The sequence below is a fragment of the Arcicella sp. GW821-FHT09D11 genome (genome assembly GCF_059416265.1).
On sequence record NZ_JBWKOV010000005.1, the window covers coordinates 342,488 to 367,274 of the forward strand.

The window sequence follows — 24,787 nt, forward strand, 5'->3', positions numbered from 1 at the left end:
ATAATTTTTATGGTTGAGTGGTAATATATTGGATTATTGACAATACCCAAACGCACTTAATATTTTATCAAATTTATTAGAATTAACATTACGTAAAAAGACCCATAATATTATATGTTGCCAAATGCTCATGAAAGACCACACTTTGAGAAGCAATTAGCACAGGTTGAGCAACATATTTACCTATTAAAAGTACTAAAGATGACACAGTACGGCTTGGAATAGAAGTGGATGACTTTTGAGAATGCAGTAGAGGCATATATCATCCATTAAACGATTTAAAATTATGGAGTTGGAAGTTCTTTTAAGAAAATATATTTCAAACGATAGTTATACTAGTCAGAACCTTCCGACTAGCCATAGATTGTATGTACTGGCTTTGTATATTAAAGATATGGAAGACTATTTGGACGAATTGCAATTGTTGATTACAAACCAAACTGAAAGTGATGAAAACAAAGCTCACCATTTGGGTCTATTAACGGGCTTGGTTGAGCGAATAATTGTGGAGTTAAATAATGAGTATAATATCGTAAATGAATTGAGTCAAATAGTCCAGATAAAGGAAAACCTTTTACGCTAGAAAGCCTTTTTGTAAGTACAAGCGTATCAGCAAATCATATTACTCACTGTTTACTGCCATTGACTGAGCCGATAATGGCTCAAAAAACTATAAAAAGCCCCCAAATAACATCTGAGGGCTTTCTTATAACAAAACAAAACCACAAGAAACCAAACTTGTGGTCCACAAAGATATTGAATATTTCTTATAAAAGGGAGATAAAGAACCTAGTTCCATTATTATGGAGAAAAGAAGCAGTATAGTACCTTATAAAATATAATGAGGTTAATGATTACTCTAAAAAATTTAAGAGAAGGTAAATAGTCTATTAAATACAGTTTCTCGAAGTAAGTTCTAATAATCTTTATTTCAATAAAAATAGATAATTCATATCTAATTTAAACCGCAATATACGTTGTTAATAAGATAATATGATTTATTCAAAATTAAACAATCTATAGGTTATGCAACAGTATATTACCACAGGTCCTAAACCATCCGGTGTAATTGGTTATGAAATAGAGGATACTTTTATCAAGGTAAAATTCAAGAAAGGGACAATATACCAATATTCATATAAAAGTGCTGGTATAGAGGCGATAGAAGAGATGAAAAATCTTGCAAAGGCTTCAAGAGGATTAAATACTTATATTTCAAAAAACAAGCCCAAATTTGAAATCTAAACAGGATATGAGGATAGTTTCACAGCTCAATGTAGTGAATAAGTAAAATCCTGTTAGCTTATTTTAGAAAATATATAGGTTAATAAAGACTTCCCGTTAGGTAGAAAATTTTCCTCTGAACCAACACATTCAAATCCAAACGACATTGCTTTGTGTTGTAATTCTTCTTTGTCAACAGTTTTAAAAATACTTGCAACAGATTTTATTGATTCAACTCCTGTTTTACTGACAGCCTGAACGCCATTATTTGATTGTATAGTAACAATTATCTTGGAATACTGATTTGTATTGTTCTTGATAAATTCAAAGCCTCTATGCATATCAATATATTCGAAAATTAAAGCTGCCCAAACAAAATTTGCTTTAATGTAAGCATCATTTGATGAACCAATATCTACCTTCACAAGGTCTAATTGCTTGATTTTATCACCAAATCTTTGCTGAGTTTTTTCAAGATAGGAACTATTTATATCTATGGCACATACTCTTTCTACATAGTCGATATCTATATGCTCTAATCCATTGCCTCCACTTATGCCTAAAAACAAGATGTTTTTAGGGTTGTAGCTTTTTAAGTATTTACTAGTTAAATAATTGAGTAATTGAGCCTGACTGACATCTTCATGTTGCATATGAAGCTCATAGTCGGACAATGGGATATTATTCCAAGGATTTATTTCATTCATACGCAAATATAGCAACAGCGTTAATAATACCCCTCATTAGAAAATTACAGATTAATATTTATTGATTAAGAACTTTGCCAAAATAACTGCCAGCACCTGTATTATTGGTAGAATTTGCGTTTCTAGCCTTTCTTTAAGAATTGCATTTATTCTTTCAAATGCTCTTCATTTTGTATCGTAATAACTAAAAAACAGTCCTTGATTTTATTATTTAAAGATTTTGCACTATCTTTAAATAAATAGTACAACAAAATCACCATTAATCCCTATATTATATGGCACATAAATTAGAACTCGGGACTACTGCTCACATTATAAATCAACCAGAAGACCTTATCGTTACTGTTATTGCATATTCAACCTCTGACGACAATGTAATTTGCTTGTTATATACTGAGCAACATGGATATCAAAGCATTGAGATTGATGCTTCACTTCTTATTCCTATTCTTAATGCAGATTAATATGATTGAAAAATAGTCGTATATAATAGTCTTAATAAAGTAAAAAGCCTCCGAATACTCAGAGGCTTTTTGCTTTGCTATTTTTTTAGCTTATAAGCCCAAACGAAACGGCTGGCTTTGCCACAATAACTGCCTAATCCTGCCATATTAGCAGGATTTTTCTATCCGTTCTGTTGGGGTACAATAGGCTGGTGGATTGATGCAACAGGCCATTACCTTAAGGAATCAGGTTGAAAAGATTTGGGACAAAAAAAAGTATTTACAACGGAACGGCTCATTACCAATTGAGACCAGCTCGGCAGAGGAAAGCGAGCAGGTCGAGAGCGAAGAAACCCGTTTAAAGCGGATGAGTTTACAGCAGGAACGTAAGCTGATAAAAGACCAAATTGGTAAGTTGGATAAAAAGATTGCTGACCCAACCAAGCACGTAAAGTTTCATAAGGCTGAGGAGAAAGTGAATGAGTGGCGGAAACAGTTGATGATATATCAGGAGGAGCTTAGTGAGATTAATTTGAAATTGCAGATTTAAGAATGAAAACTAATCAAATTTATTATTAGCTATGGAAACAGTTGAATCTATTTCAGATTATTTAAAAATAACTGAGAATTTATTAGATAATACGGAACATCATATTAGATTATTTAGAGGACAAGGTGAAAAACTATCTCTATTCCCTGGAATAGCAAGGGATAATAATAATTACTATGACAGTACAGGTTTTGAAGAGCAAATGTTGTCGGATTTTAAGAGGAGTGGAAATCCATTACTCAATCCTCGTCCTGAGTCGGATTGGGATTTTTTAGTAATGGCACAGCATTTCAAAATGAAGACAAGACTTTTAGATTGGACTAGCAACCCTTTAATTGCATTGTAGTTCGCCATTTCAAATCCTTATAATGTCAAAAAAGATGGTATAGTATATTTCCTTCATACAGACGAAAGTTATCTTTTAGATGATACCGATATTTCAAACGGACCTTTTAAAATTGAAAAAACAAAAATTTTAAGACCCACACTTAATAATAGTCGGATAATTGCTCAAAACGGTTGGTTTACCGCTCATAATTATTCTGAAACTTCCAAGAAATTTGTGCCTTTAGACGAAAGTGGAGAGATGAAAAATTTGATTAGTACTATTACAATTCCATCAAAGATTAAACAGCTATTAATTCAATCTCTTTCTACAATGGATATTAATAATAGAACAATTTATCAGGATTTGGAAGGACTTTGCCTACATTTAAATTGGCAACACATGCCAAAATCTGTCGAAACTCAGAAAATCACAAAACTCAAACTTCAGCTCGAAAAAGACCTCTCAAACCAAGAAAAAATACTAACTCAATATATTAAGCTTAAATTTCCCCAAGGGTTCAGCATGAACACCATAAAGTATGGAGGAAGCATAACAAACGTTCTGATTGGATTTATTAAGGAAGATTTAGAGATTGACATAAATCCAGCAGAATTACATGGAATTTTAAGAAAATATCATTTTAATCCTGAAATAAGATGAAACTTAATAAGTAGAGTTGATTTAAAATTATAAGTATTAATTTTTATCTTTAAGAAAACTAAACAACATAACTATGTCAAAACAATCTACAAGTGACCAGAATAAAGAAAATGAAGAAAGTAAAGCTTTAGTACCTGTAAAAAAAATGTGTGGGATTATTATGCCTATTGCTGATACTCTAGGTTATGATAATGGACATTGGAATGATGTACTTAATATACTAAAAGATGCTTTAAATGATACACAGTTTGAAGCAAAATTAGTAAGTGAAAGAGCAGATATTGGCTCAATTCATGAAAAAATCATCAATAACATTTATGATAATGAAATTGTTATCTGTGATGTAAGTGCAAATAATCCAAACGTACTGTTTGAGTTAGGAATGAGGCTTGCTTTTGATAAACCAACAATTCTAATTAAAGATGAAAAGACTAATTATTGTTTTGATATAGCTGGAATATTGCATTTAAATTATCCATCGTCACTAAGACATAATCTTATTGAAAAATTTAAATCTGACTTATGTGGATATGTAGTAGAAACTCATAAAAAATCTATTGAAGACCCTGATTCCTCTCCCTATTTGAAAAATTTCAAAAACCGTATTGTAGCCAAAACAATAGAAAAATTAGAAATCCCAGAAAGTAAATATATTATTGAACAATTAAATAAATTAAATCAAAGACTTGAGATATCCGAAAAAAAACCATCATTTAAAATGCGATATTCTGTGAGCGATATGATAAATGAAAGCTCCACAGACCTACCTGTATACGGGATAAATAGAACTAATGTATCTGACTATTTAGTAGCAAATTTTTCAAAAGAAGTTCTTTTAGAAATACAAAATAGTGAAAAAGAAAAAATTGCTGTATGTAAAAGAATAATGGATCATCTGAGTATCAACACATCTATTATAAATATGTTAGTTGTAATAAATGAATGTTTAGTGTCAATAAATCATATATAGAAAATTGATAATGATAAATAATTAAAACTACCCCTATGAACCAACCCCTAGAATGGCACGTTGAGCGGATTGCTTGGCGTGACATGATTCCCTTTGAGCATAATCCTAGAAAGATGAATGCACAGACGAAGAAAAAACTTCGTGAGTCCTACCAAAAATTTGGCGATGTGGAAATACCTGTACTGGATTTTGATAATATGATTATCGCTGGCCATCAACGCCAATCGGTTAAAATGGCTAGTGGCTGTGGCGATGAGCTGGCCGATGTCCGTAAACCTAATCGAAAACTTACTGAGTAGGAGTATAAAGAGTACAACATTATTTCCAACGCCTTGAAAGGTGATTTTGTTGGGGAGCTGTTGGCTGAACACTTTGCTAGTGTGGTGGAGCTGGATGAATACGGTTTGAATCTGGATGAATTGGACAAAGCTCATACTAAGGAAGCTTTGGTAAAGGATGAACCAGAATTGCCGATTGTTCAGAAAATGTCTGAGAAGTACACCACTATTGTAATAGTGTGTACGAACGAGATTGACGAAAATCATTTGGCTGAAAAGCTAGGGATTGATACGATGAAGTGCTATAAAAGTAGCAAAGTTGGCTCAACACATGTATTGAACGCTAAACAAGTGATAGAAAGATGGACTTAAAAATTGTAATTCCTTCGCATAAGCGGTTTGATAGGGTACTTACCACCAGTGCTGTGGCAGGTGCTATTTTGTGTGTAGAGTAATCTCAGGCTAAATTGTACCGTGCGTGCAATCCTGATATCGAAATTGTTACTCATCCTGATAGCATTAAAGGTTTGGCGTTAAAGCGTGACTGGATAATTAAGCATTTTGGGGATGTATTTATGTTGGATGATGATATCAGCGCTATGAAGCGAGTTTATACCGAAAAAGGCGAAGAAACGACAGTGGATGCAGAAACTGCTTCGGAAATTATCAGGATAACGGCTCAGGCCTGTAAGGATTCGGGGTTGTTTTTGTTTGGTTTCTCTTCGGCTCCTAACCCTATTGCCTTTAACTCTCTTAATCCTATCCAACTCTCGGGGTACTTCACTGGGTGTGCGCATGGGGTACTGAAAGGTTCAAAGCTTTGGTATAATCCTGAAATTATCTGTAACGAAGATTATTGGATTTCGTGTTTAAACGCCCATCACCACCGAGGTGGTTGGAAAGATACTCGCTTTTACTTTGCCCAGAAAGATACGTTTGTTAATCGTGGTGGATTGGCTGAGTTTAGAAATATTGAAGCTGAGCAAAAAGATTTTGAGTATTTACAGCAAATTTTTGGGAAAGAAATTATTACCTTGAGAAAAAATCAAGGCAAGGCTCATGAGTTTCAAAAAAGCTTGAGATTGCCGTTTTAAGTAGTTCAAAAAATATTAAATATGAAAAATCCCAAATATCAAATTTTTGTAAGTTCAACATATCAGGATTTAAAAGAAGAAAGAGACATTGTTATCAAATCTATTTTAGAACTAGCTCATATACCTGTGGGAATGGAAATGTTTAGTGCAGGTGATGAGGAACAATGGAAGCTTATACAAAGAACTATTGAAGATTGTGATTATTATGTAATTATTATGGGCAATAAATATGGTTCTATGGATGGAGATATTAGTTATACTGAAAAAGAGTATGATTATGCTGTTACGTTGGGGATTCCAACTTTAGGTTTTATCATTGATGAGTCTTTAGACTTAAATCTTTCAAAATATGAAGATGACATTATAAGAAGGCAGAAATTAGCAAATTTTAAATCCAAAGTAAAAAGTAAAATTATTAATTATTGGAAGAACAAAGACGAATTAACTTCAAAAGTTATAATTGCTTTAACGAAACAATTTCTTTTTAATCCTAGAGTCGGTTGGATTAAAGCTAATGAAATAACAGCAGACCCAAAGGTACTTTCTGAATTAACGAGATTGAGTATAGAAAATGATATTCTTCGTGAAAAGAATAAAGAATTATTAAAACAAAAAGAAGAAGGTATTAGAGAAGAGGAAATAAAAATGATTGAAACTTTATCGAATCATAAAATTTTACTCTCATTTTTATACGAAGGAGGGAGAAATTGGGAAAATCCTATTGAAGTTACCTTCATTGAGTTATTTCATTACATTTCTACGGAATTATTTATAGAGAATTCCTCTAAATATTTAATAAAATATTTAGGCACAATCTTTAATCCTAACAAAGGGAGGTTGGTTCATCAAAGTGGTGCAATTCCTGTAAATATTCTTAGTTCAATTTTATCAGATTTAGAAATATTTGATTTAATAAAACCATCTGAAAGAAATCATACTTCAAATAGTGTTAGTGACCAGTACTGGACCTTAACTGAGAAAGGGAAAACACTTTACAAAAAAATAAGAAAATCGATAATAGAAGACGGTATTAATGATATAGAGAACGAATCAGAAATCTAGAACTCATTGCCAAAACAACTGCCTAATCCTGCCATATCAGCAGGATTTTTTTTTCTGTTATCCGTTCTGTTGGGAGAAATTTACAGTACAATAAAACAATTAATCAACTGTAAATCAATACAATAATGAACATCCAAACGGCAGCAGTAAAGGAACAATCGAAGGTTCGTAAGAACATGGAACGCTATATCCAACTAACGGGTAAGAGCGAAGCGGACTACAATGCCTGGGCTACACAAGTAGGCCGACAAATGCACATCAATACCTTAGATAAATTGATTTGTGCGAAAATGAATATCTACAGTATTTCTCATCTTAGCTACCTAAGCACTGAAATCAATGAATATATGACCCCTGATTTGGTGGATGTGTATTTGTTTGAAAATTCAATTAATCCGCTGGAAATTGGCAAGATGTGGAAAGATGCCAAGCTGGACGCTTTGGCATGGATGGATAAAAACAGCGTTATCGACGAATTTTTGAAACCGTTTCCCAAGGCTGACTTTGAACGTTGGGGTGATAAAAATGTATTGGGCGATGTTTCTAAAAGTTGGTTTTCAAAATCGGAATAAAAGATGATTTGCAAAAACTATCCTTTTGTCTCAAAAGTGCCATTTTACTGCCATCACTTTTAGTATTTGGCATATTAAAAGCATAAAAAGCCCTCTGACATAGTCTGAGGGCTTTCCTTCTGAAACAAAACCACAAGAACCATTACTTGTGGTAAAGTTTTAATATTTTATGCTTCTGCAAGGAACTCATCGTGTTGAGAGATATCTAAACCTACTCTTTCTTCTTCTTCAGTTACACGTAAAGGAATGATTTTATCTGTAATGAATAATAAGAAATATGAAAGACCAAATGCGAAAGCTGAAACAACTACAAGCGCTACTAAGTGTTTGATAAATAATGCTGGGTCACCAGTGATGAAGAAACCTTGTTCTGTTTCAACAACTGCACCGTTAACTGCTTTAGAAGCAAATAAACCAGTCATTACCATACCTACCATACCACCTACACCATGGCAAGGGAATACGTCTAAAGTATCATCTAATTTAGAATTAGCTCTCCAGTGTGCAGCGATGTTTGAAATGATAGCAGCAATTGTACCAATTGTGATAGCAGCTGTTACTGAAACAAAACCAGAAGCAGGCGTAATAGCAACTAAACCTACTACAGCACCGATAGAAAAACCTAAGGCAGAAACTTTACGACCACGTGTTACATCAAATAAAATCCAAGAAAGACCAGCAGAAGCAGCTGCTACGTGAGTAGTTGCAAATGCAGATACTGCTAATGGACTAGCTCCTACTGCTGAACCAGCATTGAAACCGAACCAACCGAACCAAAGTAAACCAGTACCTAATAATACGTAAGGAATGTTTGCTGGAGGAAGAATGTTCGCTTCAACGTGTGATTTACGACGTTTTAAATATAATGCACCTGCTAAAGCAGCCCAACCTGCACTCATGTGTACAACAGTACCACCAGCGAAGTCAAGAACACCGTATTTAAACAACCAACCTTCTGGATGCCATGTCCAGTGTGCTAATGGAGCATAAACAATTACACAGAAAAGAACCATGAACAACACAAATGCACGGAAATTAATACGTTCTGCCAAAGCACCTGAGATAAGTGCTGGAGTAATTACCGCGAATTTCATTTGGAAAAATGCAAACAAAGCAAATGGGATAGTACCTGCTAATGGCCAAGGCTTACCATCAAATACTCCTTGGAACATAAAGTAAGTAGATGGATTACCAACAAAACCTCCGATTGTTTCACCGAAAGCTAAACTGAAACCAAATACTACCCAAATAACTGTAATTACACCCATTGCAATGAAAGATTGCAACATTGTAGAAATTACGTTTTTGTGGTTTACCATACCACCATAAAAGTAAGCTAAACCAGGAGTCATTAATAATACTAAACCAGAAGAGACTAGCATCCAAGCGGTATCACCTGTATCAATGCCTTCTGTTACTGCAGCACCTGGAGCCGGAACAAACGCCGCTGCAATTGCAATAATAAGCAAAATGAGAATTGGAATAAATGTTGGTTTTTGTGTCATTGTGATTAGTGTTTTAGGGGTTTATTATGGAATTGTTTACAGAAACTAAATTACACATAACCAGCTATATTCTAGCTGATTATGTGATTATTTATCATTAAAACTTATAAATCATTGCCCAAGTAAAAGTAGATTGAGATTTTGTATCTTTACCATCACCATCTACGAAGAAATTTTTGTCATAAGAATCAACTCTGAATTCAGGCTTCAACAATAAGTGACCATCAGCTACTGTGAAAGTTGGCGTGATAGTGAATGAGTTTACTGTTACTCCATCACCATTTGCATCTACAAGAGCAGTTACACCATTTGTATTAGAGAAAGACTCATATCTTGCACCTAAACTAAATGTGCTTGAGAAATCATATTTAGGATAAACAGCATATCCACCCCATGTCTTACCATCTCCAGTAGCATAATTTTGCTTACCAGTAGCAGCATTTAAGCCTAATAAGAATTTTTCAGTTACTTGGTAAGTAGTTGCTACATCCAACAAGTTGTATGTACCTGAACCAGTAACTCCTGTAGCTGGGTCTTTGCTATTACGGTTGGCAGTGATTCCGTTTATATAAACGTTCCATCCGCTAACTGGCTGTACGAATACTTGTGCAATTAAACCTGGTTTGTCATTGTTGCTGTAAAGTTGGTCAACACCATTTACAATACCACCCATCAAAGAAAACTTATCAGAGAATGTATAAGCTGCTTTAACACCAACATGGTAGAATGGACCATTGTTGAATAAGTTAGAAAGCGAGTAGTGATAATTTACTGGAGCATCAATTACTTCATAACCGATGTGCGTACCAAACTGACCAGCTGTCAAAGTAAATTTATCTGTAGCCTTCCAGTTGAAATAAGCTTGTTTGATAACTAATGAAGAACCATTTCCTAATGGACCTAATGCATTACCATAGTTACCTAAGTCTGCGTTTGGACCGAATGCTAAATCAACAACTACATCTGATTTACTAGTAGAATATCCAATTTTAGTTTGAACAAGACCTAATGAAAAACCAGTTTTTTGATCAAATGCTCTAGCTGTTCCAGATGCACCTGTGTTCTTCATATCTCTTGGGTTATTGAAGTTAGCTAAATAGTAAGAATCAATGTAGCCAGAGAAGGTAAACTTACCTTTATCTTCCTCTTTTTCTTGAGAAAATGCAGGAACTGCTAAAAACAAAGAAAATAACGTGATTAAGGTTTTTTTCATAATAATATTTGGTTGAATGTTTAAATATTAATGCTTGATTACAGTGCAAATATTATAGGTAAAATTTACTATTCCAAATTTTATGTGCAAATTTTTAACCTATTTTAGGCTTTTTTTCAAAAAATAATCCAAAACAGGTATAATTTTAACCACATATTGGGGAAAAAAGTCAATATTTTTATCCTACAAGTTCATTTTTAACATATTCTGTAATATTGGCAAAAAACCAAATATTCTTAAAGTAAAATATCAAGAAAAAATATAATTATTCAAATAAAAAAGCCCTGATTTATCTCTAAATCAGGGCTTTCAACTAAAATAAAAAATAACTATTCAGCGTGTAACCATGCCTTTTTAGCATAAAGGGTTTCTTCGTCTTCTTCGTGGTCTGGATCAGGAACACAACAGTCTACTGGGCAAACAGCTGCACACTGTGGCTCTTCGTGGAAACCCATACATTCAGTACATTTATCGGAAACGATGTAATAAAATTCATCTGAAATAGGAGTCATTGGGTCTTTACCTCCAATAACACTACCGTCTTCTAGTTCAACGTCTACTAATTTGGTTCCACCCGACCAAGTCCATTCTACTCCACCTTCATAAATTGCTGTATTAGGGCATTCTGGCTCGCAAGCACCGCAGTTGATGCATTCTTCGGTTATGATAATTGCCATAAAAACTTCGTTTTAATTGTATATGCTTTCTTAAATTGATTTAATACCTCTGTCAGAATTTAAAACATTCTATTTATTTAAATCATTCACAAAATTAACAGTTAAACATTGAATAGCCTATAAAGTTTGAAGACTATTGAAAAAAATATTTCGTTGTATTTGTGTAAATTTGTAAAAAAAGTACAGAAAATGGATTTACAAGCAAGAATTGAAACATTCGTTACCTTAGGAAATTTCTTAAGAGACGAAGAAAATCAATCAATCATTGAGGAATGGGCAGATAGGGCTTCGCATCAAAACAACTGGTTTACACCCCAAAATACTAAGAATGCTATCAAATCAATCGCTGATTTTTATTTAGATAGAGATACCTTGGAAAGATGGGTAGGTTTATATGAAATACCGGATAGACCTCCAATTATAAAAAGTATTGGTGTGATAATGGCTGGAAATATTCCTGCTGTAGGTTTCCATGATTTATTGACGGTTGTCATTGCGGGGCATGAATGTGTAGCAAAGGTTAGTTCGCAGGATTCGGTATTAATGTTAGCTTTGATTGAAAAGTTGTTAGAAATCAGCCCGACTCTGGGCATTAGAATTAGCGAAAGAATGAACGAAGTGGATGCTTTAATCGCTACTGGTTCTGATAATTCGGCTCGTTATTTTGAATATTATTTCAGAAATAAAGCGCATATCATTCGCCAGAATAGAAGTTCCGTCGCTATTCTAAATGGTAGTGAAACAGAAGATGATTTCTTTGCACTAGGAAAAGATATTACAGATTATTACGGCTTAGGGTGCAGAAATATCTCAAAGTTTTATGTTCCTGAGGATTATGACTTTGTAAATTTTTATGATACTATCGAACCACTGGGTGATGTTTTTTACCATAATAAATATAAGAACAACTACGACTATAATAAGTCTATTTATTTAGTAAATCAAGTACATCATTATGATAATGGCTTTTTGATACTGACAAAAAATGAGTCGTTGGTCTCTCCTATTTCTGTTATCTTCTATGAAACCTATCAAAATGAAGAAGATTTAAAACAAAAAATAGCAGATAAAACTGATAAAATTCAATGTATTGTTTCAAAAGATGCTTGGTTTGAGGGAAGTATTCTTTTCGGAGAAACACAAATGCCTAAGTTGTGGGATTATGCTGATGGTGTAGATACGATGTTGTTTTTATTGTCATTAAATGACTAAACATAAAATTTCTGAATTGTTGAATCACAAAAAAGCGGTCAGAAATTAGTTTTCTGACCGCTTTTTTGTCTTATTCCAATTTTATCCTTAGCGAGGGACTTAAGTCCCTCGCTAAGGATTTGGATAGTAATAGGTTTTTACTCTGCTCTGACTAAAGTTACTGTTTTGCCAAAAATAGGTTTACCAATAAACCCTCTCAAATCTAACGTATTTTTATTTTTAAGAGACATTTTACCTGATACAGTTCTTCCCGAGCGGGCATCATAAATTTCTCCTTGTGCCCAGCTATTATTGCCTTCAAACACAAACCTGTTAAGAAAAACAAGTCCAAGGACGTGTCTGGTTCGCAATTTCTCTTCTGGATTTTTAGCGTCTAAAATGGGCTTGCCATTCACCGTTGGAGACTTTAACCAAACTATTTTTCCAAAATAGTGATTGTCTTGTTTGAAAATCTGAATTTTAGATGCTCTATCTTCTGTAAACCACACTCCTACAATTCCATCTGATTCTTCGTTACTGATAAAAGCACTCAACAAACACCATATAAAAAGCAATGATAACAACTTAGGACACTTCATGAACATATTTTGAAACATAGAATTGATATAGTTTGAATGATATAAAGGCAGTAAATACGCCTATTCCAGCACCTGCCAGTACATCAAGTGGATAATGAACTCCTATATAAATACGACTATACGAAACAATTATTGCCCATAAAAGTAGGTATTTAACCCAACCATATTGTTTGCCCACTAATAATATTAAGCATACTACCAAGGTAAACGAGTTGGCGGCATGTGAAGAACAAAAGCCAAATTGACCTCCGCAATTGCCTACTACATGGACTAAATGTTGAATAGCTGGTTCGTGACAAGGTCTGAGTCGTTCTACTAATGGTTTAAAAAATGATGAACAAATTTGATCAGCCAATGCTACGCTTACTATAATGGTTAGTATCATAACAACTGATTGCTTTTTATAACGCCATACTAATAATCCAATGATAAGTACGTAAAGGGGAATCCAAGAGTTTCTGGCCGAAATCCACGCCATAATTGGGTCTAAAGTATTATTATGCAGTGAATTAAGCCATAAGAATACTTCCGTATCAAGTTGATTCATCAGAATTGTTGTTGTAAGATTTAGAAATTCAGTTTTTCACGAACCCTCTCGATAGTCGCTTTAGCAATAACTTCTGCCTTCGCTTCGCCTTCTTCTAATTTTTGCTCTAGTTCAGGGATATTATTCATGTAATAATTAAATAATTCTCTTTCTTTGGCAAATTCACGTACTAATACTTGGTGTAAGGCTTGTTTGGCATGACCATAGCCATAACCACCAGCTAAGTAATTAGCCCTCATTTCCTCTACTTCGTCGTTTGTTGCTACCAAAGAATATAGTTTGAAAACATTGTCTGTTTCAGGGTTCTTTGGCTCTTCCAGTGGTGTAGCATCTGTAACAATCTTCTTTACGGCCTTCAATAAATCTTTTTCACCCAAGAAAACATCAATATAGTTTCCATAAGATTTTGACATTTTTTGTCCATCAGTCCCTGGAATTACCATGACGGTTTCATCTATGATGGCTTCAGGTATTACCAAAGTATCGTCACCATATTGCTTATTAAATGCCCCACCCAAGTCTCTTGTCATTTCAAGATGTTGACGTTGGTCTTTCCCTACTGGAACTAAATTGGCATCATATAGCATTATATCAGCAGCTTGTAGTACTGGATAAGTGAATAATCCAGCATTGACAGTAGCTAATCTTTCAGATTTTTCTTTAAAACTATGTCCATTCGCCAACATTGGGAAAGGTGCAAAGCAACTTAAATACCACAATAATTCAGTATGATAGCCCGCTAATTTAGATTGGCGATAGAAAAAATTTTTGTCTGCATCAAAACCACAAGCTAACCAAGCGGCGGCAATGGCATGCGTATTTTCACGAAGTTGCTTGCCGTCTTTTAATGAAATAAGTGTATGCAAATCGGCTATGAACAAAAAAGATTCGTTAGCTGGATTTTTTGATAATTCGATGGCTGGACGAATTGCACCCAAAACATTGCCTAAATGGGGTCTGCCTGATGCTTGTATGCCTGTTAGAATGCGCATTTTAAAAAAAGGGTATAATCGTAAAATAAAATATAACGGATGTTAATATTTTGCAAAATTGAGTAAAATCCATGAATCCATCAAATCGAGTTACCTGATTTTACGTAACTTCACGAATTAAGTATTTTCAACCTAATAAATTATCGTTTTTTTTATCCCCTTAAAATTGTCAAGAATGGCTATTCCTACTTCAACTTTCGATTACCTAAATTTACTCAAAGAAAACAATACCCGAGAATGGTTTCATGCCAACAAAAAAACGTATGATGGCGTAAAGGCCTATTTTGAAGTTACTATCAAAGAACTCATTGGTGCTATAGGGGCTTTTGAAGATATGACTGGCGTTGAAGTAAAAGACTGTAATTACAGAATAGCACGCGATGTTCGGTTCAGTAAAGATAAAGCACCTTACAAAACGTGGTTGTCTGCTAGTTTTTCGGCTGGTGGTAGAAAAGCTGGCAGAATGGACTATTACCTTCATATTGAAGACGGCAAATCGTTTATAGGGGGCGGTATGTATTCGCCTACACCCGAACAATTGGCAAAACTCCGACAAGAAATTGATTATAACGCTGCCGAATTAAAATCAATTATTTACAAGCCTGACTTTATAAAGACTTTTGGTGAGGCCGAAGGAGAATCAGTAAAGTCGGCTCCAAAAGGATATTCAAAAGAGCATCCAGAGATTGAATTGCTTCGTAAAAAACAATTATTTTTCTGGCATCAATTTTCAAACGAAGAAGTATCGGCGGATAATTTTGTTCAAAAAGTTACTGAAGCATGCTTTACACTGAAACCATACCTAGACTTTTTGAACTATATTTTCTTTGATGACCAAGAGCCTGCCATAAAATTGTAGCTTTTAAAAAATTGAAACAAAAACATTGTTCGAATTATTTGAAATCTTATTCGGGCTTTTTAATACATATTCTGCCATCACAGGGAAATGGTCTGAGATATTAAAATCTGAAATAGTATGACACGACTGCACTTGCCATTCTGCACTAAAGAATTGCTGGTCTATTCTCACACAGTACGGTTGTCTGTTCAAGGTAAATCCCAGACCTTTACCTACCTCCTCAAAGGCATTTTTAAAGCTTAAACTTAATTTTCCATAAGCATAGCCAAAGGGAGTTTCGTTGAAATCACCACAAATGATTACAGGATATTTACTACCTGCTACATACGACTCTACCTCTTTCAACTGTTCGTTTCTAAACTCAAATCCTTGTTTCATCTTATCAAAAGTATCCATGAGTTCCAATGCAAATTGTTTAAACTCCCCATTCTTCAAGGCATCTATGCTCTGGTTGATTCTTACACCCATCGACCATAAATGTGCATTTACAACCCTAACGGTATCATTACCATAAGCAATATCTGCACAGATAAAACCATTGATTTTAGGGCCATAAGCCTTATCCCAAATTTTACTGTATTGATTGACGATTGGGTACTGAGAGAACAAAGCCAGTCCTACAGAACGATCTTTACCAAAATCTGTTAGTTTTTCAATCTTGTTTGAGTATTGCCCTTCAAGATGCTGATTGGGCGAGTATTCCTGAAAACAAGCAATATCCGACTTTAACGCGCCCCATTTTGAATTTCCTTCTGCATTTTCAGCAAAACATTCTCCGTTAAAACTCAATACTTTTAAGGTATTTAAAGAGGTAATTTCTTCGGTATTAGTATTATTGATGCTTACAAAACGCTTCATGATGGGGAAGGCCATCAATACCCAGATAAAGCCAATAGTGGCCATTACTTTCTGTTTTTTGTATAATAAATAACCGCTTGCTATTAGTCCTACTACAAAGGCAATGGGCGAGCTCATCATGATGAAACCTGCTATCCAATGGTCAAAAATTGGATAATGACAAAAAGACATTGTAATGAACAGATAAGAAAGTGCGGTATAAGCTAGAGGAAATTCTTTGAATTTCTGATAAGCAATTCGTAGTCCATCGATAGTGCTTGAAAGTAATAAGCTTGGAAAAACGAATAAGATTTGAAAAAATTTGATGTATAGTATCATATCATTAGTGTGTTTAGGGTATGTTATTAAATAATTGTGCCGAACAAAAAATGACATTGCTCCTTTTAAAAACTAAAGACGATGTTTGTTCAACATCGTCTTTGCATTTTATTCATTCCATCATTACTTAACTTGAAATGAACCATTTCCGATTTTGAACCCTTCGGAATACAACTCGATGTTATATTTCCCTGATTGATAAGAAGAACTTTTACCGTAAATGATGTCCACTTTTTGGTCATTATTTTCAAATGGAACACTTTGTTTGAAGCTGTACCCTAGTTCTTTTCCATCATAATTTACTGCTCCTGCCGAGCCATCTTCGCTTATTACAGCTCCGTTTTGATCTAGAATTCTAACAAAAATTTCTTTGCTATTTTTCTCAGCCACAGGATTCGAAGGCATGATAAATGAAATCTTTAATTTATTGATTTTTGATGCTTTGTATAAGCCCCCCTCACGTACTTTACCATTAGATGCCAACGCTGCTACTTGAACATTGATAGCCTTCATAGCACTTGCCATCGTTACTTTGCGTTTCAAATCATCATTTTGTGAAGAATAATCAGAAACAGTTTGAACCAACGAAGCTTTTTCAGTTTTCAAGCCAGTGTTTTCAGTAACCACTTGTTGTTTTTCTTCTTCAAGTGTTTTGGTACGAGCTATCAAGTTGCCATTTTCTTCTTGCAATTTGCGAATGTCGTCATCTTTAACAGTCAAGAAATTTTCGTATTCTTTGATTTTGGTATCGTATTTTTGAACAGAGAAATTAAAATCAGATTTTAATCTCTTTTTATCATTTTCTAACTGAGCTTTTACATTTTCTAATTCAGTAACATTTCCGCCCAATTTTTTAATTTCAGCTATTTTATCATTTAATACAAAAGCAATAGAGTCTAGTTTAATTTGAGTACTTGATAACTGTTCAACTTTGGTTGTAAGTGAATGTTGAAGCTCAAACGTTTCGTTTCTTGCTCCCATGAATAAGTAACTTAATAAAGCTACAATACCAATCAATACACCTATAGTAATTTTGAATACTCCTTGATTGTTGTTTGATTCCATGATTGTTCCTGTTTAAGTAATTGTTGTTGTTTTGATGATACAAACTAACAACCCTTAACTTAAACAAGAATTAAACTCACATTAAATTTACCTTAAAATTGCTCAGTGGTTTTGGGGAATGATAACGTGAAGATGGTTCCGTTTTTATCGGAAACCACTGTGACATCGCCTTTGTGTAGGCGAGTAACTTGTGAGACTATCGCCAAGCCAACACCATGTCCTTTGGTGGCTTGGGCGGTGGCATTGCTCCGATAAAATGGATGGAAGATGAAGGGTAAGTCCGACGCTGGAATAATTGAGCCTTTGTTCATGAAGGATATTCTAATGCCCTCTTCATTGGCTAAGAAGCTGACAATTACTGTATTATCGTTTGAAAACTTACAGGCATTGTCCATTAAATTCATTAATACTACCTTTAGAGATGCTTCATTGCCTTGGAGGATTAAAAATTCTTCGTCTTCGGGAAAGTCTAAGAAATTAATTTGTACCTGATAATCTTCATGCCATTTTTGAAGTTGTCCTTTGGTTTCCCAAAGTAGCTCATCCATTCGGATAGGTGTTTTTTGTACGCTTTCTGAACTGACAATGGTATTTGCCAAATTTAAAAGGGTATTGGTTAACTGAATTAAGGTAGTAGTATCTTCTTTTAAAGAATTTAAGCTTTTTTCATAAACCTCGGGACTCCTTTTTTGCATTAAGGCTACGTCTATCTGCGAATATATTTTGGTAAGGGGATTCTTTAATTCATGCGAGACATTGGCAATAAACATTTTTTGCATAATTAGCGCGTCCTCAATCCTATCTAACAGTTGATTAAAAGTAGCGACTAACAGCCCTATTTCATCTGAGCGGTTGGGATGTTCTACCCTTTTGGCGACATATTCAGGAAAAATACCGTTTACCTGTTTTATAATGCTAGACATCGGCGCCAGTGCCCTATCAGCAAAAAACCAGCCTGAGAGTCCTAGTAATAAAATACCTGCCAGTATCATAATCATCAAGATTCGCCTTAGGTCGTCTAAGGCTTCTATGCCGTTTTTATCAATCGCACTTACTACTACCCAGTTGTCAGACTCTCCCTTTCTCAGGTGTATCCCCAATACCTGATAGTCGCCGACACGGGCGTAGGTAGTAATCTGATCAGATTTCATCAAGGGCAATAACTGTTGGCGTGAAAGCAGATTGCCATTGTTGGATGAAAATACAATCATCTTACTGATTTCATCATACACAAAAATATTTTCATCAATCAATAATTCTTTATCCGAAATATTGACCAATCTCAGCACTGTAGAATCAGTTGCCTGTAAATCGAAGAGCAAAGTAGTGGTAGTAATGGCACGGTCTTGCAGGCGCTTATAAAAACGTTTTTCAAGATATAGCTTACTAAAGAAATATACCCCTACTGAAAAAAGCAGTAAGATGGCCGTTACCAATGCGATGAATTGGTAAGTAAGTCTGGAGCGAATATTAATCATCAATTTGGCATTTTCAGTACATAACCCATCCCAATCTGCGTATGCAATAGTTTAGTGTCAAAATCTTTGTCAATTTTTTTGCGGACAAAGTTTACATATACTTCTATGACGTTAGTACCCGTATCAAAGGTTACATCCCAGATTTTTTCGGCCAGTTCAGCTTTAGAAATTACGCGTCCTTGATGCCTAATAAAATATTCGAGCAACAAAAACTCTTTGGCCGTCAATACGATTTCTTTGCCTCCTCTTGACACGCTTTTACTTTCTAAATCCATTTCTAAATCAGCTATTTTCAAGGTATTAGCTGTTTGAATAGCGCCTATGCTTCTGCGGGTTAAAGCACGGATTCTGGCCATTAACTCTTTGAATTCAAAGGGTTTTACCAGATAATCGTCGGCACCGCTATCAAGCCCAATGATTTTATCATCAGTAGTACCAAGGGCTGTGAGGAGGAGTATTGGAAAAGAAATGCCATTTGCCCGTAGCTTCTTACAAAGCTCTAGACCATTAATGCCGGGTAAGATGATATCAGAGATAATTAAATTATAATGATTGCGAGAAGCTAGCTGAAACCCCATATTACCATCATAGGCTACATCCACTTCACATTGCTGTTCTTCAAGCCCTTGTTTGATGAGTTGCACCGTCTTTATTTCGTCTTCTATTACTAATATTCTCATACGATGTTCGTTTGCTTTAATCAAAATTAAGGAATATTAGGCAGAAAGAACAATAATGAAAATTGGAAAAGGCGTATTTTAAGGGAATTTTAATGTTTAATGAAGATTTTTAAGGACTCAAAAGCATTTACTCGCTACTTTTCCAGCAAAATATCTTTTACAAGTCCATAGCGGTCTGTAGTTATTCCATGTCCATTTTCGGGTAAATAAATCAAGCGATGAGGGGCATTTTTTAAGGCATCAGCCACAAATTGCCCATTGGTTGTTTCAATAACCCAATCTTTCCCTCCTTGCATAATCGTAACGGGACAAGTAATTTTTTGCCAGTAGGGTAATAGTTTTTTTAATTCAGCCACATGGCTAAATTTTTCGTCGGTGGCAGTATTAATATATGTTGGCAGAAAGAACCGTACAAACTTTGTATTTACGGGTCTAGAAAACCACCAGAATTTTTCAGTAGATGGGTCGCAGGCTGGTGAAACCAAAATTAATTGCTTGATTATCCTTGGGAAATCGGCGGCCATTCTAGCTGCGATAGCTGCCCCATACGAACGTCCAAATAAAACGACTTCTAATGGTTTTTTTATTTTAATGATTTCGTACAGTATTTTGGCTTGTTCTTCAATAGAAACTACAGCTTTGTCTGATTTATCATAGCCTGCACGGTCGGGCACTACGATTTGATATTTTACCAACAACAGACTATCCGATAGAAACTCTTTATACCCAGGCCATGCTCCGGGGGCACCATGAATCAAAAAAAGCATTGGTTTAGTACTATCGCCCGACGAAGCATAAAAAAACTTTTTACCTGCATAGTTAAAGTATGAAAACTGAGGCTTAGGTGGATGTTGGCTGTAATATTTATTAACGGCTGCCTCGTTCATCCTTAAGCTCTTCAAACATGAAAAACAACTTATTATGATTATAACGATGCCAACTTTATGAAATGTCTTCAAGAAAATGTTTCTGATTTAATGATAAATTTATTTTATTCCACTCTATATTTTTAGTCTGCTCATGCTGCCTGATAGGGCAATTTTCAATTTTGCAATGATGACAACAATCTGGCAAACATGGGTCAGCATGAATAAAAAACTCTACGTTTGAGTCAAATTCTTTGCCTAAAATTTCTTCAAATTCATGCACAGTATCATGTACTTTATCTAATACCCAATAGTTGGGCAAAGTCAAGTGACAATCTATGTGGAGGTCGGAACCGTACTCTTGTATCCTTAGGTTATGAACATCTATCCATTCTTTCTTTTGATTATTTTTCAGGATTTCTACGATACTATGTAGGATATTATCATTGGTTTCGTCCATTAATCCCCCAATCGATTTCCTGATAATTTTGATACCACTAATGCCCATAAAAACAGCAAAAATGATAGAAGCAACACCATCTATCCATAAGGCTCCTGAGAGAATGATTAAACCAATAGCAACAATCAAAATAATACCACTCATGGCATCTAATTTCAAGTGTTTTCCATCTGCAATGAGAGTTGGTGAATTTTGTTTAACACCTTCTTTCTCTATTACATAGCCTAAATAATAATTAATAATAGCTCCACCAGAAATAATCAAGAGACCAACGTTTAGGTCGTTCAAAGGCAAGGGGTTAACAAATCCCTGTACCGAGTGAAAAATGATGAATATACTAGCCAGCGTGATAAGTACACCTTCTAATCCAGCTGAAAAAAACTCGATTTTGCCATGTCCATAAGGGTGGTTCAAATCTTTGGGGAGCGATGCTAAATAAACCGCATAAAAAGCAAAACCACTGGCTACTACATTAATAATTGATTCGAGTGCATCCGTTAGAATAGCACTAGAATAAGTTAAATAATAAGCAATGAATTTTACAATCATCAATAGTGTACTCACTACAAATGATGTAAGTATTAATTTATATTTAGGGGACATTCTTCAAGTATTTAATTACAAAGGTACGAAATTCATATTTTAATTTTAGAACAGACTATTATACCTTTGTAATATGACAACTTTTGATAATCCTTGGAAGACGGTATCGTCTCGTGAAGTTTATGATAATCCGTGGGTAAATATTCGCCACGAAGAAGTAATTAAGCCCAATGGCGAAGCAGGTATCTATGGTGTGGCTCATTTTAAAACAAGGGCAGCCGCAATTTTACCACTCGATGAAGAAAACAATACGTGGTTAGTTGGCCAGTATCGATATACTTTAAACGAATATACTTGGGAAATTCCGATGGGTGGAGGTTCTTTTGAGGTAGACATTCTGGAATCTGCACGACGAGAATTAAAAGAAGAAACAGGCATAGAAGCCCAAAACTGGACGGAATTAGGAAAACTTCATACCTCAAATTCGGTAACCGACGAGGTTGGTTTTATGTTTTTGGCAGAAGGCTTAACCTATGGAGAGTCGGAACCAGATGATACAGAAATTTTGGTGTTGAAGAAAGTGAGTTTAGTTGAAGCAATCAGAATGGTCATGGATTCGGAAATTACGGATTCATTAAGCATTGCAACAATTCTGAAAGTGGCACGTTTGAAAGGAATTTAAGTTTATGATAATTAATGCGATTGTTTTTGGATTCCTTTATGGATTCTTATTGTGCTTTACTTTTGGGCCAGCGTTTTTTAGATTGATACAAACCAGTATTGATATTGGGTTTAGAAGAGGAGTGTTGATTGCTGGAGGTGTAACAGCTGCGGACGCTATTTTGATGTTTTTTGCAGTATTTGGCACTAGTTTTCTACCAAAGTTTCAATATTTCAATATTATTATTGCCATCGTTGGGGCATCTATTCTGTTTATTCTTGGGTTCAATAGTTTGTTTAAACAGCAAACCCAATTGGTATATCCTAAATCGAAGTTTGGTTCTTTTCTTTACTACTTTATTTCAGGGATATTATTGAATTTATTGAATCCTTCAAATTACATTGCCGTTTTCACGACTTCTACTTACTTAACTGGTGTAGAAGGGTTTAGTATCAACGAAACCATCATTTTTTTTGTAGCTAGTTTGTGTGCCACGATGTTGGCCGAGTCGCTCATTGCTTTTTATGCGCAGAAAATGAAGAAGGTATTAACACCTACAATTTTAAGGAGAATCAATCAAGTAGCAGGGATTATTTTTATTATTTCGGGGCTGTTGATTCTTTGGAAGCAGTTTTTGTAGGCTATGAGCATTGAGATATAAGCAATGAGCAATCAGTTTTTAACTGTCATTTTTGTTGCTGATATAAATATTTTTTACCCGCAGATTTATAGAGATTTTTTCGCTGATTTTCGCAGACATATTATATCAGCGAAAATCAGCGGGTTTAATCTGCAAAATCAGCGGGTAAAAAATCTCCTCTCTATTTAATATACGCTTCCCATTCAGCGATTAAGTCTTTTTTCTTCAATACTCTCGGGAATTTATGTTGCCCCCCAGTTTTGCCTTTTGATGCCATAAAATCATAAAAAGCTTTCACTGGCAACACACTGATTTCCAACCCTCTTAAAGCATGTTTACGCTCTACGGGATAATCATCATTGATTCTACAAAGGGTTTCGTCTATGAATTTTAGCAATTCCTCAGCATCTACTTGATCATCTGTTCCCACATACCAATGATGCCCGAAGGTATCTTCCAGCCTTTTGCCTACTACCGTAAACTCTCTGATATCGATATTAAATTGCTTGCAAGCCAACTCAATGGCTTTATTCATATTATCCACAGAAAGGTGTTCGCCACAAAGGCTCAGGAAGTGCTTTGTCCTGCCTGTAATAATAATCTCAGCTTGTTTTTTATTGGTAAACTTAATCGTATCTCCAATCAGATAACGCCATGCACCCGATACGGTAGAAATCAACAGGGCGTACTCCTTTCCCTCCTCTACCTCATCTATCATCAATGTCTCTGGGTATTGAACCATACTGCCATCTTCATCAAAATTGCGGTCGTTAAAAGGAATAAACTCAAAGAAAATCCCATTGTTTAGCACCAACTGCATATCGCTATTGGGGTGGGTTTGATACGCCAAAAAGCCCTCTGAAGCCAAATATGTTTCAATATAAGTAATTGGGCGACCAAGTAGCTTGCTAAAACCTTGTTTATAAGGCTCAAAACTTACCCCTCCATGACAGTATATTTCTAGGTTTGGCCATATTTCATGGATATTTTTTACGTTATATTCTTTGATGATTTTTTCCATCAAAATCTGAATCCACGCTGGCACCCCTACAATAAAACCAATGTCCCAATCTTTTGCTTTCTTCGTTATTTTATCCAACTTTTCACTCCAGTCGGCAGTTTCAGCAATCTTTTTTCCAGGTTTATAAAAACGTTCGAACCAAAACGGAATTTTTCCAGCGGTAATACCACTCAAATCTCCTTCAAAATAATCACCTTTATCCTGTAATTTTGTACTCCCTCCAAGCATTAAATAGCCTTTTTCGTATAATTGCGAAGGTAGATTTTTATAGGCAGATAATGCCAAAATTTGGCGGATTGAAGTCCTGTGAATGGCTTTCACCATGTCTTTCGTAACAGGAATATGCTTGGAGGCGGCCTCTGAAGTACCTGAACTCAAAGCAAAGTATTTTACATTTCCTACCCACGAAACATTCTTTTCTCCTGCCAAGGTCTTGTGCCACCATTCTGCAAACATCTTGTTGTAGTCATACACAGGAACAAGCTTCTTATATTTTGTGTAGAATTCTTTATCGTCCGAAAACAATGCAGCATTCATAATTTCCTCAAAATGATACTTCTCTCCAAATTGCGTAAAGCGTCCTTTGTTCAACAACTTCACCAAGGTCTTACGCTGAATCTTCGCTAGATTAGATTTTGGGCGTTTTATCAAGCCTGTCAATCCGATACCTCTTTTTAAAATATTGCCAACTATTGCCATAGGAATTAATTCGTAAGAAAAAGTTTA

31 protein-coding genes are annotated in these 24,787 nt (G+C 35.0%); 16 read left to right on the forward strand and 15 right to left on the reverse strand.

Annotated elements, in window-relative coordinates; genetic code table 11:
- Nucleotides 1–88: 88 nt before the first annotated feature.
- Complete coding sequence (locus AC07N0_RS16720; protein WP_494590072.1) at nucleotides 89–259, reverse strand: hypothetical protein; 171 nt, start codon at nucleotides 257–259, stop codon at nucleotides 89–91.
- A gap of 27 nt (nucleotides 260–286) precedes the next feature.
- Between AC07N0_RS16720 and AC07N0_RS16725 the strand changes: the two genes are divergently transcribed.
- Both AC07N0_RS16725 and AC07N0_RS16730 read left to right on the forward strand, forming a co-directional pair.
- Nucleotides 287–583: a hypothetical protein gene (locus tag AC07N0_RS16725; protein ID WP_494590073.1), complete on the forward strand. Its 297-nt coding sequence runs from the start codon at nucleotides 287–289 to the stop codon at nucleotides 581–583.
- Between the two features lie 443 nt (nucleotides 584–1,026).
- Nucleotides 1,027–1,245: a hypothetical protein gene (locus AC07N0_RS16730; protein WP_494590074.1), complete on the forward strand. Its 219-nt coding sequence runs from the start codon at nucleotides 1,027–1,029 to the stop codon at nucleotides 1,243–1,245.
- A 53-nt stretch (nucleotides 1,246–1,298) separates the two neighbouring features.
- Here the strand turns inward: AC07N0_RS16730 and AC07N0_RS16735 are convergent, their stop codons facing one another.
- Nucleotides 1,299–1,931: a hypothetical protein gene (locus AC07N0_RS16735; protein ID WP_494590075.1), complete on the reverse strand. Its 633-nt coding sequence runs from the start codon at nucleotides 1,929–1,931 to the stop codon at nucleotides 1,299–1,301.
- 275 nt (nucleotides 1,932–2,206) lie between these two features.
- Here AC07N0_RS16735 and AC07N0_RS16740 point away from each other — a divergent pair, with 275 nt between their 5' ends.
- The 10 genes from AC07N0_RS16740 (at nucleotide 2,207) to AC07N0_RS16785 (ending at nucleotide 7,888) form a co-directional block, all read left to right on the forward strand.
- The gene (locus tag AC07N0_RS16740) at nucleotides 2,207–2,395 is read left to right on the forward strand and encodes a hypothetical protein (RefSeq protein WP_494590076.1); all 189 of its coding nucleotides are present in this window, start codon (nucleotides 2,207–2,209) and stop codon (nucleotides 2,393–2,395) included.
- A 199-nt stretch (nucleotides 2,396–2,594) separates the two neighbouring features.
- Nucleotides 2,595–2,924 carry a hypothetical protein gene (locus AC07N0_RS16745; RefSeq protein WP_494590077.1) on the forward strand — a complete coding sequence of 110 codons (330 nt, stop codon included), beginning with the start codon at nucleotides 2,595–2,597 and terminating at the stop codon, nucleotides 2,922–2,924.
- A 31-nt stretch (nucleotides 2,925–2,955) separates the two neighbouring features.
- Complete coding sequence (locus tag AC07N0_RS16750) at nucleotides 2,956–3,270, forward strand: FRG domain-containing protein (RefSeq protein WP_494590078.1); 315 nt, start codon at nucleotides 2,956–2,958, stop codon at nucleotides 3,268–3,270.
- 216 nt (nucleotides 3,271–3,486) lie between these two features.
- Nucleotides 3,487–3,912, forward strand: a complete 426-nt coding sequence (locus tag AC07N0_RS16755) for a hypothetical protein (RefSeq protein ID WP_494590079.1) — start codon at nucleotides 3,487–3,489, stop codon at nucleotides 3,910–3,912.
- Between the two features lie 73 nt (nucleotides 3,913–3,985).
- Nucleotides 3,986–4,882: a hypothetical protein gene (locus AC07N0_RS16760; RefSeq protein WP_494590080.1), complete on the forward strand. Its 897-nt coding sequence runs from the start codon at nucleotides 3,986–3,988 to the stop codon at nucleotides 4,880–4,882.
- 35 nt (nucleotides 4,883–4,917) lie between these two features.
- Nucleotides 4,918–5,181, forward strand: coding sequence for a ParB N-terminal domain-containing protein (locus tag AC07N0_RS16765; RefSeq protein WP_494590081.1), 264 nt, complete (start codon nucleotides 4,918–4,920; stop codon nucleotides 5,179–5,181).
- 33 nt (nucleotides 5,182–5,214) lie between these two features.
- The gene (locus AC07N0_RS16770; RefSeq protein WP_494590082.1) at nucleotides 5,215–5,532 is read left to right on the forward strand and encodes a hypothetical protein; all 318 of its coding nucleotides are present in this window, start codon (nucleotides 5,215–5,217) and stop codon (nucleotides 5,530–5,532) included.
- A 95-nt stretch (nucleotides 5,533–5,627) separates the two neighbouring features.
- Nucleotides 5,628–6,254, forward strand: coding sequence for a GREB1-related protein (locus AC07N0_RS16775; protein ID WP_494590083.1), 627 nt, complete (start codon nucleotides 5,628–5,630; stop codon nucleotides 6,252–6,254).
- Between the two features lie 21 nt (nucleotides 6,255–6,275).
- Nucleotides 6,276–7,316: a DUF4062 domain-containing protein gene (locus tag AC07N0_RS16780; RefSeq protein WP_494590084.1), complete on the forward strand. Its 1,041-nt coding sequence runs from the start codon at nucleotides 6,276–6,278 to the stop codon at nucleotides 7,314–7,316.
- Between the two features lie 125 nt (nucleotides 7,317–7,441).
- Nucleotides 7,442–7,888, forward strand: a complete 447-nt coding sequence (locus AC07N0_RS16785; RefSeq protein ID WP_494590086.1) for a hypothetical protein — start codon at nucleotides 7,442–7,444, stop codon at nucleotides 7,886–7,888.
- Between the two features lie 167 nt (nucleotides 7,889–8,055).
- On the opposite strand, the gene AC07N0_RS16790 is transcribed toward AC07N0_RS16785, so the two are convergent.
- From AC07N0_RS16790 to AC07N0_RS16800, 3 genes are all read right to left on the reverse strand, one after another.
- Nucleotides 8,056–9,393: an ammonium transporter gene (locus AC07N0_RS16790; protein WP_494590087.1), complete on the reverse strand. Its 1,338-nt coding sequence runs from the start codon at nucleotides 9,391–9,393 to the stop codon at nucleotides 8,056–8,058.
- A gap of 97 nt (nucleotides 9,394–9,490) precedes the next feature.
- Nucleotides 9,491–10,606 (reverse strand): outer membrane beta-barrel protein, encoded by a 1,116-nt coding sequence (locus AC07N0_RS16795; RefSeq protein ID WP_494590088.1) that lies wholly within the window; start codon nucleotides 10,604–10,606, stop codon nucleotides 9,491–9,493.
- A 329-nt stretch (nucleotides 10,607–10,935) separates the two neighbouring features.
- Complete coding sequence (locus AC07N0_RS16800) at nucleotides 10,936–11,283, reverse strand: 4Fe-4S dicluster domain-containing protein (RefSeq protein WP_309916782.1); 348 nt, start codon at nucleotides 11,281–11,283, stop codon at nucleotides 10,936–10,938.
- A 189-nt stretch (nucleotides 11,284–11,472) separates the two neighbouring features.
- Here AC07N0_RS16800 and AC07N0_RS16805 point away from each other — a divergent pair, with 189 nt between their 5' ends.
- Nucleotides 11,473–12,495, forward strand: coding sequence for an aldehyde dehydrogenase family protein (locus AC07N0_RS16805; protein ID WP_494590089.1), 1,023 nt, complete (start codon nucleotides 11,473–11,475; stop codon nucleotides 12,493–12,495).
- 137 nt (nucleotides 12,496–12,632) lie between these two features.
- On the opposite strand, the gene AC07N0_RS16810 is transcribed toward AC07N0_RS16805, so the two are convergent.
- From AC07N0_RS16810 to trpS, 3 genes are read right to left on the reverse strand one after another with little or no spacing between them, the layout of a single operon-like run.
- The gene (locus AC07N0_RS16810) at nucleotides 12,633–13,073 is read right to left on the reverse strand and encodes a DUF2147 domain-containing protein (RefSeq protein ID WP_494590090.1); all 441 of its coding nucleotides are present in this window, start codon (nucleotides 13,071–13,073) and stop codon (nucleotides 12,633–12,635) included.
- Nucleotides 13,060–13,620, reverse strand: coding sequence for a phosphatase PAP2 family protein (locus AC07N0_RS16815; protein ID WP_494590091.1), 561 nt, complete (start codon nucleotides 13,618–13,620; stop codon nucleotides 13,060–13,062). The genes AC07N0_RS16810 and AC07N0_RS16815 overlap by 14 nt, the downstream gene beginning before the upstream one ends.
- Before the next feature lie 20 nt (nucleotides 13,621–13,640).
- Nucleotides 13,641–14,612: a tryptophan--tRNA ligase gene (trpS, locus tag AC07N0_RS16820; protein WP_492799223.1), complete on the reverse strand. Its 972-nt coding sequence runs from the start codon at nucleotides 14,610–14,612 to the stop codon at nucleotides 13,641–13,643.
- A gap of 175 nt (nucleotides 14,613–14,787) precedes the next feature.
- On the opposite strand from trpS, the gene AC07N0_RS16825 reads away from it, so the two are divergent.
- Nucleotides 14,788–15,471: a DUF2461 domain-containing protein gene (locus AC07N0_RS16825; RefSeq protein WP_494590092.1), complete on the forward strand. Its 684-nt coding sequence runs from the start codon at nucleotides 14,788–14,790 to the stop codon at nucleotides 15,469–15,471.
- A gap of 3 nt (nucleotides 15,472–15,474) precedes the next feature.
- Here the strand turns inward: AC07N0_RS16825 and AC07N0_RS16830 are convergent, their stop codons facing one another.
- From AC07N0_RS16830 to AC07N0_RS16855, 6 genes are all read right to left on the reverse strand, one after another.
- Nucleotides 15,475–16,647 carry an endonuclease/exonuclease/phosphatase family protein gene (locus AC07N0_RS16830; RefSeq protein WP_494590093.1) on the reverse strand — a complete coding sequence of 391 codons (1,173 nt, stop codon included), beginning with the start codon at nucleotides 16,645–16,647 and terminating at the stop codon, nucleotides 15,475–15,477.
- A gap of 123 nt (nucleotides 16,648–16,770) precedes the next feature.
- Nucleotides 16,771–17,712 carry a DUF8428 domain-containing protein gene (locus AC07N0_RS16835; RefSeq protein WP_492799220.1) on the reverse strand — a complete coding sequence of 314 codons (942 nt, stop codon included), beginning with the start codon at nucleotides 17,710–17,712 and terminating at the stop codon, nucleotides 16,771–16,773.
- A 92-nt stretch (nucleotides 17,713–17,804) separates the two neighbouring features.
- A complete protein-coding gene (locus AC07N0_RS16840; protein WP_494590094.1) occupies nucleotides 17,805–19,190 on the reverse strand; it encodes a sensor histidine kinase in 1,386 nt (461 codons plus the stop codon).
- Nucleotides 19,190–19,870, reverse strand: a complete 681-nt coding sequence (locus AC07N0_RS16845) for a response regulator (RefSeq protein ID WP_492799218.1) — start codon at nucleotides 19,868–19,870, stop codon at nucleotides 19,190–19,192. The genes AC07N0_RS16840 and AC07N0_RS16845 overlap by 1 nt, the downstream gene beginning before the upstream one ends.
- A gap of 134 nt (nucleotides 19,871–20,004) precedes the next feature.
- The gene (locus tag AC07N0_RS16850; RefSeq protein ID WP_494590095.1) at nucleotides 20,005–20,757 is read right to left on the reverse strand and encodes an alpha/beta fold hydrolase; all 753 of its coding nucleotides are present in this window, start codon (nucleotides 20,755–20,757) and stop codon (nucleotides 20,005–20,007) included.
- 55 nt (nucleotides 20,758–20,812) lie between these two features.
- Nucleotides 20,813–21,799 carry a cation diffusion facilitator family transporter gene (locus AC07N0_RS16855; protein ID WP_492799216.1) on the reverse strand — a complete coding sequence of 329 codons (987 nt, stop codon included), beginning with the start codon at nucleotides 21,797–21,799 and terminating at the stop codon, nucleotides 20,813–20,815.
- Nucleotides 21,800–21,872: 73 nt separating this feature from the next.
- Between AC07N0_RS16855 and AC07N0_RS16860 the strand changes: the two genes are divergently transcribed.
- Nucleotides 21,873–22,421 (forward strand): NUDIX domain-containing protein, encoded by a 549-nt coding sequence (locus tag AC07N0_RS16860; protein ID WP_492799215.1) that lies wholly within the window; start codon nucleotides 21,873–21,875, stop codon nucleotides 22,419–22,421.
- Nucleotides 22,422–22,425: 4 nt separating this feature from the next.
- Nucleotides 22,426–23,040: a LysE family translocator gene (locus AC07N0_RS16865; RefSeq protein WP_492799214.1), complete on the forward strand. Its 615-nt coding sequence runs from the start codon at nucleotides 22,426–22,428 to the stop codon at nucleotides 23,038–23,040.
- A 181-nt stretch (nucleotides 23,041–23,221) separates the two neighbouring features.
- Here the strand turns inward: AC07N0_RS16865 and AC07N0_RS16870 are convergent, their stop codons facing one another.
- Entirely contained in the window at nucleotides 23,222–24,760 is a 1,539-nt protein-coding gene (locus AC07N0_RS16870) for a GH3 family acyl-acid amido synthetase (protein WP_494590096.1), read from the reverse strand.
- Nucleotides 24,761–24,787: the final 27 nt, after the last annotated feature.